Consider the following 13,909-nt stretch of genomic DNA (forward strand, 5'->3'; position numbering starts at 1 on the left):
AACCACCCCAAACATCGCTAAAGCCCCGCTTCCATCCCCTTCAACAATCCCCGCCAATGCTCCCCCAGCCGCCGCTGGAACAGCATCAATTCGAATCCGTGCCGTGCAACATGCTTTTGCGGGACCGCATCCCAGCCGCGATGCTCGACCGTCACGCGCGTCTCGTCGCCCACCGCTTCGAAGCGCACATCGACTTCGGTCGCCTGATCGGGCTTGAAGCTCGGGAGTCGCCAGCCGAATGACAGCCGCTCGCCGGGCAGCCAGTGGTACACCGCGCCGATCTCCCACTCCTTGCCATCGTCGAAGCGTGTAACGAGCCGCCCGCCCGGCCCTGCGGGGTCGAAGCGCAGCGCACCATCGCCCCCCCGCGAGAGCTGGAACAAGGGATGGCTTGTCCACCACCGCCCGATGTCGCGGGTGAAGGCGGTGAACGCCTCCTCGGGCGACACCGCGACGCGCAGCGCGACGATCACCGCGGCGCTCATTCACCGTCCTCGACATGGGCCTTGAACGCGCCAAGCTGGTGCGCCCAAAGCGCCTCGGTCTCGGCGAGCCATTGCTTGAGTTCGGCAGTCGCACCGTCTTTCAGGCTGTAGATACGCACGCGCGCGTCGAAGTCGGGATGCCCGTCCTTGACCAGCCCGCCTTCCTTCAGCGCGCGCAAATGGCGGCTCATCGCCGGCGGCGCGAGGCCGAGGTCGGCCGCGAGTTCGCCCGCGCTGCGCGGTCGCACGCCCAGCAGCTCGATCGCGCGCCGACGTTTCGGATCGGCAAGCGCGCCCAGCATCCGGTCGAGCGCCGCGCTCAATCGTCGAGCCGCGTCTTGGTCGTGAAGCCGCCCTCGGCATCCCACTCTTCAGACGTCTTCTCCTCGACCGTGACGCCAAAGGTCCAGATATGCCCCTCGGGATCCTTCGCACGATAGGTGCGGTCGCCATAGAATTGGGTTTCGGGAGCGGCGATGATATCGGCGCCCGCGGCGCGCGCCGTTTCGCAATGCGCGTCGATATTCTCGCCCACGCCGAGCTGGACATGCACCGTCTGGCTGTTCTTGCCGCCGAGGTTTGCAGGGCTACGATGGTCGTCGGACCATTCATTGCCGATCATGATCGACGAATTTCCATATTCCATTTCGCTGTGTGCCAGATTGCCGTCGGCATCGAGCAGTACGAAGGTCGGTTCGAACCCGAACGCCTTTTCCAACCAGCGGAACGCCGCCTTGGCATCCTTGTAGCAGACGGCACTGGAAAGTCCCTTGGAACGCGGATGATCGGCCATATCTGGTCTCCCGATTCGGATAGATGATTTCACTTTTATAGAATATTTCTAGAAAAATGAAAATACAAGCTTTGTGTGGTGATTATGCTAGGCGAAGCTGATGACCGACGACCTCAAGAGCCATATCGACGAGGCGATGACACTGGCCGCAGCGCATCTCGGCCGGGGTCGCGTCGCCGACTATATCCCAGCGCTCGCCAAGGTCGACCCGAACAAGCTCGGCTTTGCGCTCGCGCTGCCCGACGGCACCGTCCACACGTCGGGCGACGCCGACGAATCCTTTTCGATCCAGTCGGTGTCGAAGGTGTTTACCTTGGCGCTCGCGCTGCGCCGCGTCGGCAGTTCTTTGTGGGACAGCGTCGGGCGCGAGCCGTCGGGCAGCGCGTTCAATTCGATCGTCCAGCTCGAAAACGAGCAGGGCATCCCGCGCAACCCGCTGATCAACGCCGGCGCGATCGCGACGACCGACCGGTTGATCGACGGGCGCAGCGGCGATGCCACCATCGACGAGATCGTCGATTTCATGCGCGCACGCGCGGGTGACGACAGCATCGGGATCGACTTCGACGTCGCTTTCTCAGAATCCGAAACCGGCGCGCGCAACCGCAGCCTTGCGCATTTCATGGATGCGTTCGGAAACCTGACGCATCCGGTCGAACCCGTAGTCGGCGTGTATTTCCGCCAATGTGCGATTGCCATGTCGTGTCGCCAGCTCGCGCGCGCCGGGCTGTTCCTCGCGATGGAGGGCCGCGATCCGCTGACCGGCGAGCAGCTGGTCGAACCGCACCGCGCGCGGCGCATCAACGCGATCATGATGCTGTGCGGCCACTACGACAATTCGGGCGAGTTCGCCTTCCGCGTCGGTTTGCCCGGAAAGAGCGGGGTGGGCGGCGGCATCCTCTGCATCGCGCCGGGGCAGGGATCGATCGCGGTCTGGTCACCGGGGCTCAATGAGGCTGGCACCTCATTGGCCGGTGCGGTTGCGCTCGAACATTTCGCCTATGCGGCGGGATGGTCGGTGTTCGACTGATCCTTAGTCGTTGCTCAGCAAAGCCAGTTTGACGCGCGCGGTGCCGCTGCGGTGCATGCCGATTTCGCGTGCGGCGGCGGTGCTGACGTCGATCACGCGGCCGTGTGTAAATGGGCCGCGGTCGTTGATGCGGACGACCACGCTGTCGCCGTTCAAGGTGTTGGTGACGCGCACCAGGCTGCCGAAGGGAAGCGAGCGATGCGCTGCGGTGAGCTGGCCGGGGTCGAAGCGTTCGCCGCTCGCGGTGCGGTTTCCGGCAAGCTCATTGCCATAATAGCTCGCCATCCCGCCGCCGATCTCGGTTTCGGCATCGTCCGGCTGGACGATCTCGGCGATCGGATTGTCCGTGATTTCGACTTCCTGCGCCGCGGCCGAAGCCGTGAGCAAAAGCGGAAGCAGCATGGCTGTAAAGGCCCGCATGACATCATCCCCTTGTCAGAGGAGGCGCCAAAAGCATTCGCGGCCTGCCAAGACAAGCCGCCGCGCGTTGGACTGAAGCGATTTTACGTCCGGATGTTCGATTTGTTCAGATTTAACGGAACAATAACTGTAATTATACGTCCAGATTCGCCACCGAAAGCGCATTCGTCTGAATGAAGTCGCGCCGCGGTTCGACCTCGTCGCCCATCAATCGTTCGAAGATTTCGTGTGCGACATCGGCCTGTTCGGCCTCGACGCGCAGCAACGAGCGGTTCGACGGATCGAGCGTGGTTTCCCAAAGCTGCTCGGCATTCATCTCGCCCAGCCCCTTGTAGCGGCTGATCGCGAGGCCCTTGCGGCTGTGCGCAAAGATCGCCTCGAGCAGTTCGGACGGGCGCGTGATCGGCGTGACCTTGCCGATTGCGACGGCAGGCAGGTCGCTATCGCTCGCGTCGGCATCGTCTTCAGCGGCCTCGGCTGCGGCCAGCGCGGCGGCGTCTATCGCTGCGGCGCTGCTGCCCTTTACCAGTCGGCCCGGATGCGCATAGGTTTCGGCCTGTTCGCTCGCGAGCTTGTGCAGGCGACGTGCCTCTTGGCTGGCAAGGAAAGCCGCGTCGATCGCATGATGGTCGCTGACCCCCCGCCACCGCTTTTCGAGCGTATAGCCGCCGCCCGCCGCGACGATCGTCCATTTCGCTTCGGCGCCGCCGGTCAGCGCGCGTTCGGCGGCGTTGAGCCATTCGGCCGCGCGCACGCCCGCGGCTGCGCGTCCGGCGTCGTCGAGTTCAGGATCGAGCGCCCCGTTCAAGGCCAATGCTTCGATCAGCTCATAATTATGGCCGCGCGGGACATAGCGCATCAGCGCGCGCAGACGGCGGCCATGCTCGATCAGGTCGCGCAGATCGGCACCCGACCGCGCGCCGCCCGTCGTCTCGAGCATCAGCGCGTCGATGCCGCCGTCGACGAGATAATTTTCAAGTGCGGTATCGTCCTTGAGATAGACTTCACTCCGCCCCTTCGCGACTTTGTAAAGCGGCGGCTGGGCGATGTAGAGATGCCCGCCCTCGATGATTTCGGGCATCTGGCGATAGAAAAAAGTGAGCAAAAGCGTGCGGATATGCGCGCCATCGACGTCAGCGTCGGTCATGATAACGATCTTGTGATAGCGCAATTTCTCAAGGTTGAACTCGTCGCGGATCCCCGTGCCGAGCGCCTGGATCAGCGTGCCGACTTCCTTCGACGAGATGATGCGGTCGAACCGCGCGCGCTCGACGTTCAAAATCTTGCCCTTCAGCGGCAGGATCGCCTGCACATGGCGGTCGCGGCCCTGCTTCGCCGATCCGCCTGCCGAATCGCCCTCGACGAGGAAGAGTTCGCATTTGGCGGGGTCGCGTTCCTGACAGTCGGCGAGCTTGCCGGGCAGGCTCGCAATATCCATCGCGCCCTTGCGCCGCGTCAGCTCGCGCGCCTTTTTCGCGGCTTCGCGCGCCGCGGCGGCGTCGATGACCTTCTGGATTACCGCCTTGGCATAAGCGGGATTTTCCTCGAGCCATTCGGTCATCCGGTCGGCCATCAGGCTTTCGAGCGGCTGGCGCACTTCGGACGAGACGAGCTTGTCTTTGGTCTGGCTGCTAAACTTCGGATCGGGCAGCTTGACCGAGACGATCGCGGTCAGCCCTTCGCGCATATCCTCGCCGGTCAGCGAAACCTTTTCCTTCTTCAGGATGCCCGACTTGTCGCCATAGCCGTTGAGCGTGCGCGTCAGCGCGGCGCGGAACGCGGCGAGGTGCGTGCCGCCGTCGCGCTGCGGGATGTTGTTCGTGAAGCAGAGGACATTTTCATAATAGCTGTCGTTCCACTCGAGCGCGACATCGATCCCGATGCCGTCGCGCTCGCTGCTGATCGCGATCGGATCGGGCAGCAGCGCATTCTTGTTGCGGTCGAGATATTTCACGAACGCCGCGATGCCGCCTTCGTAGAACAGGTCGTGGCTGACATGCTCGGCGTGGCGCGCATCGACCAGCTTGATGCGGACGCCCGAATTGAGGAAAGCGAGCTCGCGATAGCGATGCTCGAGCTTGTCGAAATCGAACTCGAGGACATTCTTGAACGTGTCGGTCGAGGCCGAGAAGGTCACGCGCGTGCCCTTCTTGCCTTCCGGCGCAGGGCCGGTGACCTTGAGCGGCGCGACCGAATCGCCATGTTCGAAGCGCATCCAATGTTCTTCGCCGTCGCGCCAGATCGTCAGTTCGAGCCACTCGCTGAGCGCGTTGACGACGCTGACGCCGACGCCGTGGAGGCCGCCCGACACCTTATATGCGTTGTCGTCGCTGGTGTTCTCGAACTTCCCGCCGGCGTGGAGCTGGGTCATGATGACCTCGGCCGCCGAAATGCCTTCCTCGGCGTGGATGCCGGTCGGAATACCGCGGCCATTATCCTCGACGCTGACCGATCCGTCGCTGTTCAGCGTGATCAGGACGAGGTCGCAATGCCCCGCGAGCGCCTCGTCGATCGCATTGTCCGACACCTCGAACACCATGTGATGCAGGCCCGACCCATCGTCGGTGTCACCGATATACATGCCCGGCCGTTTGCGCACCGCGTCGAGGCCCTTGAGAACCTTGATCGAATCGGCGCCATAGGCATTGATATTGGGCAGGTTGGTGTTGGCGCTCGGCGCCATATTTTCAGGGGTGTCCGTCATAGCGATTATATAGGGTCGAAGGGCGTAAAACCCAAGCGAAAATGCGGCTCTTAGCCATATGGCGACGAGCGTTGCGCAGGGCGGCCGCGGCCGCTAGTTTCGCGGCATGAAACACCGTCTCGCTTATCCGCTCGCCGCCGCCCTCACGCTCTCGCTCGCCGCGTGCAGCCAGCCTGCGCCGCCGGCCGACAATGCCCCAGCCGTCGCGGGCGAACCCCTCGCGACGCGCGCGGTGATGATCGGCACCGAAGGACCCAGCCTTCCCGCCTGTTCGAGCATCAGCCGCGTCAAGTCGGGCGGAACCGACGTCTATTGGGCGCCGAACGAGGTGCGCGCGGTCAAGGCGAAGCTAGCCGGCGGCGCCAATGTGTCGCTGTGCGAAGCGGCCGAGAATGACGCCTGGTTCGGCGTCGTCTTCGCGGCGCCCGGAACCGATCCCGACATGTGCGGCGTCGGCAAGTCGGTAGCGAACGCGCGCGAATATCAGGGCCCGTGCCGCTGGGGCTGGATCAAGGGCGGCACGGTCCAGCTGGGCGGCTAACACCACAAAAGCCCCGCATGCGTATGTTCGATTTGTGCTCTTTATGGCCTTAAGGCGACAAAGGATTCGGACAAGCGCACCGAAACTGTCTCCTTTGTCGCTTTAGAGATATGCAGGATATTGCGCGCGCAGGGAAGGTCGACGATCCAAAGAGCCGGCGGAGAGGCTGGCACAGCCGGACAATGTAGGAAAGCATTCTTTCTTTCGTCGGGAAACGACCAGAAGTTGCCGTTCTACTTCTTGCTTCGTCATCCCCGCGAAAGCGGGGACCCAGCGTGCTGACGTCGCAACTGGGTTCCCGCTTTCGCGGGAATGACGAAATTGGGAATGGCCGTTTCCCACCCCAAAGCCGACATCCCGGCTACCGGCAATCCTCGATCACGCGGCCGATCTCCGACTGCACCGGCAGCGTCAGCGCGCCGCCGCCGGGCGTTTCGAGCGCGAAACGCCCGCGGCTGAAGGCGATGCGGTCGAGCCGCGGGTCGCGGCTGGCGAGGTTCGCGCTGCCGCCGTCGAAGCGGATCTGGTCGGTGCCGGCGCTGGTGCGCAGGCTGACATTGCCCGCGAGCGCCGAAGTCATGCGGATGCCGCCGCCGCTGCACGTCATGCTGAGCAACGGGTTTGCGCTTCCCGTCGGAACGAAGGCGGCGGTGCGGCTGCCCGCATCATAGCGCCAGGCGCCCGCGTCGACCGCGCGGTCCTCCCAGCCCGACGCCGGGGTCGGCAGCGGCGCGGGTGTCGGCGCGGGAGCGACCGGGCGCGGAGGGGGAGGCGGGGCTTCGGGTTGCGGGATCGCGGTGCAGCCCGCGACGATGAGCATCAGCGCGCCCGCGGCGCCATAGCGAAAACCCGACTGCCTGCTTATCATCTTCAAAATCCCTGCCAATCAATCACGTCTTCGATCGGTGCGCGCGGCACCGCCCACTGGTTCACCGCCGCGTCTTCGTCGGCATAGCCGATCGCGAGCCCGGTGAACAAAATCTGTCCGTCGTCCAGCCCGAGCGTGCGGCGGATCGTCGCGCCGTACATCGCCCAACATTCCTGCGGACAACTGGCAAGGCCATGTTCGACGAGCAGCAGCATCACCGATTGCAGCCACATGCCCATATCCGACCATTGCGGCGGCCCCATGATGCGCGAGCAGTGGAGGAAAAGCATTACCGGTGCGCCGAAACCCCGGTAATTGTCCATGAACTGAGCGAGACGGCCGCGCTTGTCCTCGCGCGGGATGCCGAGCGAGGCGTAGAGCGCCTCGCCGACGCCGAAGCGGCGCGCCTCCCACGGTTCGGTCAGCCCTTTGGGATAGATGTCATATTCGGGCTCATAGCCTTCGCGGCCCATCGCGGTGCGCGCGGCGACAGCATCCTTCACCGCCTGCCACGGTTCGCCGGTCACCAGCGTCGCCTGCCACGGCTGGAGGTTGCCGCCCGACGGCGCGCGCTGCGCGGCGGCGAAGATGGTCTTGAGCAGCGCGGGATCGACGCGCCGATCGGCAAAGGCGCGCACCGAACGGCGCGCGTGCAGGGTCTGGGTGACGCTGGTCGCAGTTACCGGGGTGTCAGTCGCTGGCATATTTATCCTCTCGCCGCTTGCCGAACAGCAATTTGCGTTCGAGCCGGGCTTTCAACTGGCGGTAGTAGGAAAGCAGGAAGACGTCATCCTCTTCGGCGATCGCCCGCCCGATCTTGGCGCGGATCGCGTCGGCGACCTCGCGCATTGCGCGCGGGTCGTTGCCGCGGAGCACGCGTTCGAGTTCCTGCAGCTCGAAAATACCATAGACGGCGAGTTCGCTTTCGCTGAACAGCATCGCCTCGCCCGCCGTGCCCGTTGCGATGTCGGCGTCGAGCTTGACGCGCTGCGCCATCACGACCCACGTGCCCGCGATCAGGTCGCCCATCCGCATCCGGTCGCGGTTGAACAGCAGGAACAGGCTGAGCGTCAGCGACCATAATATGCCCGCGGCCATGGTCCATCCCGACACCATATCGTCCGACGCGCCGACCCCCAGCATCATCAGCGGCAGAAACAGCTCGAGCTCGCGGATCAGGTTGCGCGCGACCACGGCGTCGGCGGTCAGCCGCCCGCCGTCGCGCGCGACGACGCGGATGCCCATGATCCTTTTGCCCGGCGTCGCGGCGCGCGAGCCTAGCTCGAAACCGACGAACCAGAAGGTGCGCAGCACAAAGGCGCCGAGCATCCAGACGACGACGGTGACGTCGGATTGCGCTGCAAACCCGACCCACAGCATCGCCAGCGAAAACAGGAACAGCGCGAACGCGATCAGCATCAAATCGATGAGCAGCGCGCCGAAGCGCAGCCCCGAACCCGCGATCTTGAGTTCGAGATCGACCCCCTCCGGCGTGATGAACTGGCGGATCTTCTTTGCCCGCGCGGCGCGCGATTTGGCGTTGGCAGCGGCCGCGGTCATGCCGCGTCCTCGCGCCGCGGGATGTAATAATAGCCGAGCCAGAAGAGCAGCATCAACGAACCGATGGCGTAGCGCAGCGGTGTGTCGGTGATCAGCTGGCGACCGAAGCCTTCGAGCAACCCGGCGGCGAAAAGCATGATGATGACACCGACCATCACCTTGCCCGCGGTGCGCCCTGCCTCCGATGCCGCCTGCAACCGCCGGCGCGCGCCGGGGAAGACCACCGCGGTGCCAATGCGCAGCCCCGCCGCGCCCGACAGCGCAGCGGCGAACAACTCGGTCGTGCCATGGATGAACAGCCAGCCGCCGAAATCATAGCCGAGCCCCTTGCCGGCAAACACCGCGATCATCGCGCCCAGCCCGATCCCCTGATAATATTCCAGCATCATCGTCGGCACCCCGAACGCGAAGCCGAGCGCGAAGGACAGGATCGACACGCGGCTGTTGTGCGTGAACAAATAGGTCGCGAAGATGTGCAGCCCGCTCTCGCTCTCGCCCGCCACCGCCTTGCCGTGGCCCAGCGTCGATTGCAGATATTCGGCTGTCGCGCGCGGGTCGCGCCCGCCCGACATCTCTTCGTCGACGAAGTTGAAATACCATTCGGGGTTGCTGGAGACGAGCGAGTAGCTGGTGAGCGCGCCAAGCAGGATGATCAGCGAAATGATCACCGTTTCCTTCCACACCGATCGGATCGCGGCGGGCCAATCGTAGAGGATAAAGCGGCGCAGCCGGTTCCAGCGGCTTTCGCGTACGCCATAGATGAGGAAATAGCCGCGGATCGACAGCGCCTCGAGATGGTCGAGCAAGGCTTTGTCGAGGCTCGTCGCGCGCGCGATCGACAGCGATGAAAGGGTGGCGCGATAGAGCAGGGGCAGCTGCAGCAATTCGGCGCTGGTCAGCGCGGCGGCGCCCTTTTTTTCGAGCTTTGTCAGCAGCAGGTCGAAGGCGATCCAGTCGGCTTCGCGTTCGGCGCGAAAGCGGCTGGTTGAAAAGCTCGGCGCGTCGAACGCGCTGGCGGGGGCGGCTGGGGGAGTCACAAGCTGCCTTTTTGTTTGATGCCGAGATAGGCCTCGACCGCGCTCGCGCCCATCGCGTCGGCAGGCACCTCGATGACGTCGGCTCCCAAACGCTGGAGCCGCGCGATGACGAACTGGCGGTCGCGCAGCATCGCCGCGGCGACGTTCGAGCGGGTGACGTCGGCGCCGCTTTCGGGACGGCGGCGTTCTTCGCTCTCGACCTCTTCGTCCTTGATCACGACGAACAGCAAGCGGTGCTTTTGGACAAGCCGCCCGGCGGCGCGGATCATCAGGTCCGCGCTCGTCGCGTCGGTGAATTCGGTGAACAATATGATCAGCGAGCGGCGATTGAGCTGGGCGCTGAGCGTCGTCAGCGCGAGGGTGAAATTGCTCTCGACATGCGCATAGTCGATCAGGCTCGCCGCGCGTTGCAGCGCCGGGAAATCCTGCGTGTGCATATAGGCGGGGGTCAGCGTCTGCGGCTTGGCGGCGAAGGAGAAGAAGCTGATCCGGTCGCCCAGTTTCAGCCCGACATAGGCGAGGAGCAGCGCCGCCGAAACCGCGCGGTCGACGCGCGGCATACCACCGACGGGCTCGGCCATTGTCCGCCCGCTGTCGATTGCGAGGACGACGCGATTGTCGCGCTCGACGCGATATTCCTTCGCGAGCAGTTTGACGTGGCGCGCCGACGCATTCCAGTCGATCGCGCGCCGGTCCATGCCCGGCTGATATTCGGCGAGTGCTTCGAACTCGGTGCCCTCGCCGCGAAAGCGTTGCTGGCGAAGGCCGAACCAGCTGTTGCGTTGGAACAGCCGGCTACCCTCATCAGTCACCGCGCGCAGGCTGGGCACGACATGGATCGCGCCGTCGACCCTGAACTTGCGCTGTTTCCAGACGAGCCCGAGCGGTCCGGCCCAGCGAATCCACAGTGCCTCGATCCGCGCCTGTCCGCGCCTGGATGCCGTAAGCGAAAGCGTGCGGACGAGGGCGTCGCCCGCGCCCGTCCGGCGCATGTCGTCGGCAAGCCGCCCGCCTTCGGCAAGCCGTTCGTCGAGCGCAAGCGCGAGTTCGGCGCGCGGCGGCACCGCACGCCCGGTTGCACTGAGCGACAGGTCGAACGGATCGCCCACGCCGACCTGATGCGGAAAGTGCGCATCGAGCGACAGGTGGCGGGGGTTTGCCCCCGCGATCGTGTCGAGGATCAGACAGGCGATAATTACCCCGATCCACCCGGGCGCGACGAGCCACAGCTCGGGCCGGATCAGCCCGAGCGCGAGCGCCATCGGGGCGCCGAGCAGCAGCAGATAGATCGCCCGGCGGGTGGGGTAGATCATTGGGATAGATCCTCCCTGCGGCGCAGCCGTGGGGCGGTGGCAGCGCGAAGCGCTGACGGAGGGGCCAATCGCGCAACGTTGCCGCCCCTCCACCACGCCCTTTGGGCGCGGCCCCCCTCCCCATGGCTTCGCCACAAGGAGGATCGTGAGCTATGGCCGTTCACCGCGGCACGTCCTCGCGCTCGAGCAATGCTGCGACGACCTGTTCGACATTGCGCCCTTCGATCTCGGCCGCCGCCGACAGGATGACCCGGTGGCGCAGCACGCCCGCCGCAAGGCGCTGGACATCGTCGGGGATCACATAGTCGCGCCCGTCGAGCGCCGCCGCCGCGCACGCCGCGCGCGCAAGCAGCGTCGCGGCGCGCGGGCTCGCGCCGCACTCCAGATCGGCGCTCTCGCGCGTCGCGCGGACGAGGCGGACGATATAATCGACAATCTCGTCGGCGAGGCGCACCGTCGCGATCGTGTCGATCGCGGCTTCGATCGTCTTGGCGTCGGCGACCTGGGTGACGCCGAAATCGCCGACTGCGGGGCTTTTGAAGCGCCCGCCATGGTCGGCGACGATGCGCCGTTCCTCGTCGGCGGCGGGATAATCGACGACCAGCTTGAACAGAAAGCGGTCGAGCTGCGCTTCCGGAAGCGGATAGACGCCCTGCTGTTCGATCGGGTTCTGCGTCGCAAGCACGGTGAAACGCGGGCTCATCACATGCGCCTCGCCGTTGATCGTCACGCGGCGCTCCTGCATCGCTTCGAGCAGCGCGGCCTGCGTCTTGGGCGGGGTGCGGTTGATTTCGTCGGCGAGCAGCAGTTCGGTGAAGATCGGCCCCTTGGTCAGGGTGAAGCTCGACGTCTGGAAGTTGAACAGGTTCGACCCCAATATGTCGCCCGGCATCAGGTCGGGGGTGAACTGGATGCGGCCGAACGCCAGCCCGGTCGCGCGCGCGAACGCCTGTGCAAGCAACGTCTTCGCCGTGCCCGGCGGTCCTTCAAGCAGCACATGCCCGCCCGCGAGCAGCGCGATCGTCACCATGCGGGTGAGCGGCCCCTGCCCGAACACGATCTTGGCGACCTCGCCCTCGATCGCGGCGCCGAGCGCCTGGACGTTCTCAACGCTATGGGCGACGGGATTAGCTGTCACGGAGTAAATCCTTCCTGATATCGTGCAGCGCTTGTGCATCTGCCAAAAATTCATGGGTGTTGCGCGCGAGCGGCAGGCGCCGCGCGAGCGCGGAGAAGAGGTCGCTGCCGCCGCGCAAATGCTTGTCGATCCAGCGGTCGGTTGCGTCGTCGTCGAGCCCGCCCGGCGCGTGCAGCCGCCGCGCGATTGCGCTGCGCTGGCTCTTCACAAAGACGTCAGCGCCGTCGAGTTCGCGCCGCGCCTGCCGGATCAGGTCGGCGCTGTTCGCGATCAGCGCCGCCTTCGACACCGGGATCGCGCGGCTGGGTTTCAGCGCCGGACCGAAACGCACCGACGCTTGCCACAGCGCGAGCAGCCCGGCGGCGATCAGGCAGAGCGTGATGCCGATGAAGGGCGGGATAAAGGCGAAGCGCAGCAGCGAACGCCCGCCGCCGAATCCGTTCAGCGTCACGTCGAAAGCATAACCGTCGGCATCGGCATATTCGGCGATCGCGTCGATCAGCATCGCGCCGCCCACCGCCTTGTCGCGCGAAGCGAAAGCAAAATTGTTGATGAGATCGGGGTCGGCGAGGATATAGAGGTCGCGGTCGCCGACCTGCGCCAGCACCGCACCGCCGCTCGGCCCTGCGATCAGCGTTTCGAGATTGTCGCCCGTAACCGTCTGCACATTGCCTGGCAGCCAGGCGGTGAAGTTGCGTCCCGCGAGCCGCGCCGGGACCGCCTGCGCCTTGCTCGGCACGGCCGCGACCCCGACCGTACCGAAATGCGCGGGAGGCAGCATCTTGGCGGGTGGCCGCGCCGGGAACCCCGCGCTGACCCAGCCCGGCTTTTGCGTCTGCCCAGGTATCGCCATCGTCTGCCATTTGGGCAGCACGATCAGTGCCGCCGTGCCGGACTGGGCATCGAGCAGTTCGGCGACTTCGGGCGCGCGGGTGCGGTGCGTCGGGGTGAGGATGAGCAGCGGCTCATACTCCTCATAACGCGTCCTCTCGACCCGGCGGCGGAGTTCCACCTCGGCGCCGGCGCGCTCGACGAGATCGACGATGCCGGCATATCCCGGCGCCGCCTTCGACAGCGCATGGCCGCCGCCGTCGTTGCCACTGCTGATTTGCGGCCCGAGCGCGATCAGCGCCCACAGCGCGGTGAAGGCGACGATCCCGATCGCCACCACGCCCGCGATCAAGCGCGGGTTGAAACCGTCGTCGGTTGCCGCCGCGCCGCTCATGCGCGCGCCCAATTCTTCGCTACGGTCATCTCGGCATAGGCGCCGCGACAAATCTGCCACGCGCCCGCGTCGATCGCCCGCCCGCCGAACAGGCTGATCTCGACCGCGCGCGCGATACGGCTGAACGCATCGCGCGCGACCACGGGCAGGCCCTCCGCCTCGGCAAGATCGCGCGACGTCATCGCGGGTTTGACCAGCCCCGGCCGGCGACCCTCGATATCCTGGACGCTGCGATAGAGGAGAAGATGGACCGCCTCGGCGTAGCGCCCTTCGGCGGCGAGTGCGTCGGCCTCGGCGAGCAGCGCGCGCGCCGCGCCGGATTCGGCCTGACCGACGAGATCCGCTTCGTCGCTCTGCGCCTTGCGGCCGAAGCGCAGATTGTCGACCCATTGCGCGAAGGCCGGGACGAAATGATAGAGGAGGAACAGCGCCAGCGCCGCGACCGCGACCCACATCAGCGGCTGGGCGGCGGGCGCGCTCCATTGGAAAAAGCTGCGGATCGCATCGAAGATCGCTTGCAACCATTCGGGGGTCGGCGGTGGGGGCGGGGGGGGCGGCGGAAAGGCGGTCTGGATCGTGCCGCCCGCGATCGTCTGGCTATAGCCCGGGTCGACGAGTTCGGGATCGAGCAGCCAGCCCCCGCCGTCGGCGCCGGACGTGTCGGCCGCGGCCGATGTCTGGGCGACCCACAAGGATATCATGTTGAAATACTGGTCCCGCCCCGGTCGATCATCGCGCTAAGTGGTAGCGCGGGCGTCATCGGGAAGGCAAGACATGCTTGCGTGCGAAACTGCC

Annotated in this window: 15 protein-coding genes; 2 read left to right on the plus strand and 13 right to left on the minus strand. The window is 65.6% G+C overall.

Annotation, left to right across the window (positions count from 1 at the left end; genetic code table 11):
- Nucleotides 1–17: 17 nt before the first annotated feature.
- The 3 genes from SKP52_RS21130 to SKP52_RS21140 are packed head-to-tail and all read right to left on the minus strand — an operon-like array spanning nt 18 to nt 1,278.
- Nucleotides 18–485: an SRPBCC domain-containing protein gene (locus SKP52_RS21130; RefSeq protein WP_039578462.1), complete on the minus strand. Its 468-nt coding sequence runs from the start codon at nt 483–485 to the stop codon at nt 18–20.
- Nucleotides 482–808 (minus strand): ArsR/SmtB family transcription factor, encoded by a 327-nt coding sequence (locus tag SKP52_RS21135; protein ID WP_039578463.1) that lies wholly within the window; start codon nt 806–808, stop codon nt 482–484. The genes SKP52_RS21130 and SKP52_RS21135 overlap by 4 nt, the downstream gene beginning before the upstream one ends.
- Nucleotides 805–1,278, minus strand: a complete 474-nt coding sequence (locus SKP52_RS21140; RefSeq protein WP_039578465.1) for a VOC family protein — start codon at nt 1,276–1,278, stop codon at nt 805–807. Before SKP52_RS21140 ends, SKP52_RS21135 begins: the two co-directional genes overlap by 4 nt.
- A 100-nt stretch (nt 1,279–1,378) precedes the next feature.
- Here SKP52_RS21140 and SKP52_RS21145 point away from each other — a divergent pair, with 100 nt between their 5' ends.
- A complete protein-coding gene (locus SKP52_RS21145) occupies nt 1,379–2,308 on the plus strand; it encodes a glutaminase (RefSeq protein ID WP_039578467.1) in 930 nt (309 codons plus the stop codon).
- Between the two features lie 3 nt (nt 2,309–2,311).
- Here the strand turns inward: SKP52_RS21145 and SKP52_RS21150 are convergent, their stop codons facing one another.
- Together SKP52_RS21150 and gyrB are read right to left on the minus strand one after the other, a co-directional pair.
- Nucleotides 2,312–2,728, minus strand: a complete 417-nt coding sequence (locus SKP52_RS21150) for a septal ring lytic transglycosylase RlpA family protein (protein ID WP_039578469.1) — start codon at nt 2,726–2,728, stop codon at nt 2,312–2,314.
- Between the two features lie 133 nt (nt 2,729–2,861).
- A complete protein-coding gene (gene gyrB / locus SKP52_RS21155; RefSeq protein WP_407695046.1) occupies nt 2,862–5,432 on the minus strand; it encodes a DNA topoisomerase (ATP-hydrolyzing) subunit B in 2,571 nt (856 codons plus the stop codon).
- A 106-nt stretch (nt 5,433–5,538) separates the two neighbouring features.
- Here gyrB and SKP52_RS21160 point away from each other — a divergent pair, with 106 nt between their 5' ends.
- On the plus strand, nt 5,539–5,973 hold the full coding sequence (locus SKP52_RS21160; protein WP_039578474.1) for a hypothetical protein: 435 nt from the start codon (nt 5,539–5,541) through the stop codon (nt 5,971–5,973).
- Between the two features lie 361 nt (nt 5,974–6,334).
- On the opposite strand, the gene SKP52_RS21165 is transcribed toward SKP52_RS21160, so the two are convergent.
- The 8 genes from SKP52_RS21165 to SKP52_RS21200 all read right to left on the minus strand — a co-directional run bounded on the left by SKP52_RS21165 (nt 6,335) and on the right by SKP52_RS21200 (nt 13,815).
- On the minus strand, nt 6,335–6,841 hold the full coding sequence (locus SKP52_RS21165; RefSeq protein WP_039578477.1) for a hypothetical protein: 507 nt from the start codon (nt 6,839–6,841) through the stop codon (nt 6,335–6,337).
- 2 nt (nt 6,842–6,843) lie between these two features.
- Nucleotides 6,844–7,545, minus strand: coding sequence for a nitroreductase (locus SKP52_RS21170; protein WP_052208669.1), 702 nt, complete (start codon nt 7,543–7,545; stop codon nt 6,844–6,846).
- The gene (locus SKP52_RS21175; RefSeq protein ID WP_039578482.1) at nt 7,532–8,401 is read right to left on the minus strand and encodes an RDD family protein; all 870 of its coding nucleotides are present in this window, start codon (nt 8,399–8,401) and stop codon (nt 7,532–7,534) included. Before SKP52_RS21175 ends, SKP52_RS21170 begins: the two co-directional genes overlap by 14 nt.
- Nucleotides 8,398–9,438, minus strand: coding sequence for a stage II sporulation protein M (locus tag SKP52_RS21180; RefSeq protein ID WP_039578486.1), 1,041 nt, complete (start codon nt 9,436–9,438; stop codon nt 8,398–8,400). The genes SKP52_RS21175 and SKP52_RS21180 overlap by 4 nt, the downstream gene beginning before the upstream one ends.
- Nucleotides 9,435–10,751 carry a DUF58 domain-containing protein gene (locus tag SKP52_RS21185; protein ID WP_039578489.1) on the minus strand — a complete coding sequence of 439 codons (1,317 nt, stop codon included), beginning with the start codon at nt 10,749–10,751 and terminating at the stop codon, nt 9,435–9,437. Before SKP52_RS21185 ends, SKP52_RS21180 begins: the two co-directional genes overlap by 4 nt.
- A gap of 160 nt (nt 10,752–10,911) precedes the next feature.
- Nucleotides 10,912–11,781: an AAA family ATPase gene (locus SKP52_RS21190; protein ID WP_407695111.1), complete on the minus strand. Its 870-nt coding sequence runs from the start codon at nt 11,779–11,781 to the stop codon at nt 10,912–10,914.
- 97 nt (nt 11,782–11,878) lie between these two features.
- Nucleotides 11,879–13,114 carry a DUF4350 domain-containing protein gene (locus SKP52_RS21195; protein ID WP_039581919.1) on the minus strand — a complete coding sequence of 412 codons (1,236 nt, stop codon included), beginning with the start codon at nt 13,112–13,114 and terminating at the stop codon, nt 11,879–11,881.
- Nucleotides 13,111–13,815 (minus strand): hypothetical protein, encoded by a 705-nt coding sequence (locus SKP52_RS21200; protein WP_039578495.1) that lies wholly within the window; start codon nt 13,813–13,815, stop codon nt 13,111–13,113. Before SKP52_RS21200 ends, SKP52_RS21195 begins: the two co-directional genes overlap by 4 nt.
- Nucleotides 13,816–13,909 lie beyond the last annotated feature (94 nt).

The sequence above is a fragment of the Sphingopyxis fribergensis genome, from assembly GCF_000803645.1.
Lineage (GTDB): Bacteria > Pseudomonadota > Alphaproteobacteria > Sphingomonadales > Sphingomonadaceae > Sphingopyxis > Sphingopyxis fribergensis.

Excerpts from the sequence above, each read along its gene's own strand:
- SKP52_RS21130 (WP_039578462.1), bottom strand. The coding sequence starts at position 485 with ATGAGCGCCGCGGTGATCGTCGCGCTGCGCGTCGCGGTGTCGCCCGAG.
- SKP52_RS21140 (WP_039578465.1), bottom strand. The coding sequence starts at position 1,278 with ATGGCCGATCATCCGCGTTCCAAGGGACTTTCCAGTGCCGTCTGCTAC.
- SKP52_RS21145 (WP_039578467.1), top strand. The coding sequence starts at position 1,379 with ATGACCGACGACCTCAAGAGCCATATCGACGAGGCGATGACACTGGCC.
- SKP52_RS21150 (WP_039578469.1), bottom strand. The coding sequence starts at position 2,728 with ATGCGGGCCTTTACAGCCATGCTGCTTCCGCTTTTGCTCACGGCTTCG.
- gyrB (WP_407695046.1), bottom strand. The coding sequence starts at position 5,432 with ATGACGGACACCCCTGAAAATATGGCGCCGAGCGCCAACACCAACCTG.
- SKP52_RS21160 (WP_039578474.1), top strand. The coding sequence starts at position 5,539 with ATGAAACACCGTCTCGCTTATCCGCTCGCCGCCGCCCTCACGCTCTCG.
- SKP52_RS21165 (WP_039578477.1), bottom strand. The coding sequence starts at position 6,841 with ATGATAAGCAGGCAGTCGGGTTTTCGCTATGGCGCCGCGGGCGCGCTG.
- SKP52_RS21170 (WP_052208669.1), bottom strand. The coding sequence starts at position 7,545 with ATGCCAGCGACTGACACCCCGGTAACTGCGACCAGCGTCACCCAGACC.
- SKP52_RS21175 (WP_039578482.1), bottom strand. The coding sequence starts at position 8,401 with ATGACCGCGGCCGCTGCCAACGCCAAATCGCGCGCCGCGCGGGCAAAG.
- SKP52_RS21185 (WP_039578489.1), bottom strand. The coding sequence starts at position 10,751 with ATGATCTACCCCACCCGCCGGGCGATCTATCTGCTGCTGCTCGGCGCC.
- SKP52_RS21190 (WP_407695111.1), bottom strand. The coding sequence starts at position 11,781 with ATGGTGACGATCGCGCTGCTCGCGGGCGGGCATGTGCTGCTTGAAGGA.
- SKP52_RS21195 (WP_039581919.1), bottom strand. The coding sequence starts at position 13,114 with ATGAGCGGCGCGGCGGCAACCGACGACGGTTTCAACCCGCGCTTGATC.
- SKP52_RS21200 (WP_039578495.1), bottom strand. The coding sequence starts at position 13,815 with ATGATATCCTTGTGGGTCGCCCAGACATCGGCCGCGGCCGACACGTCC.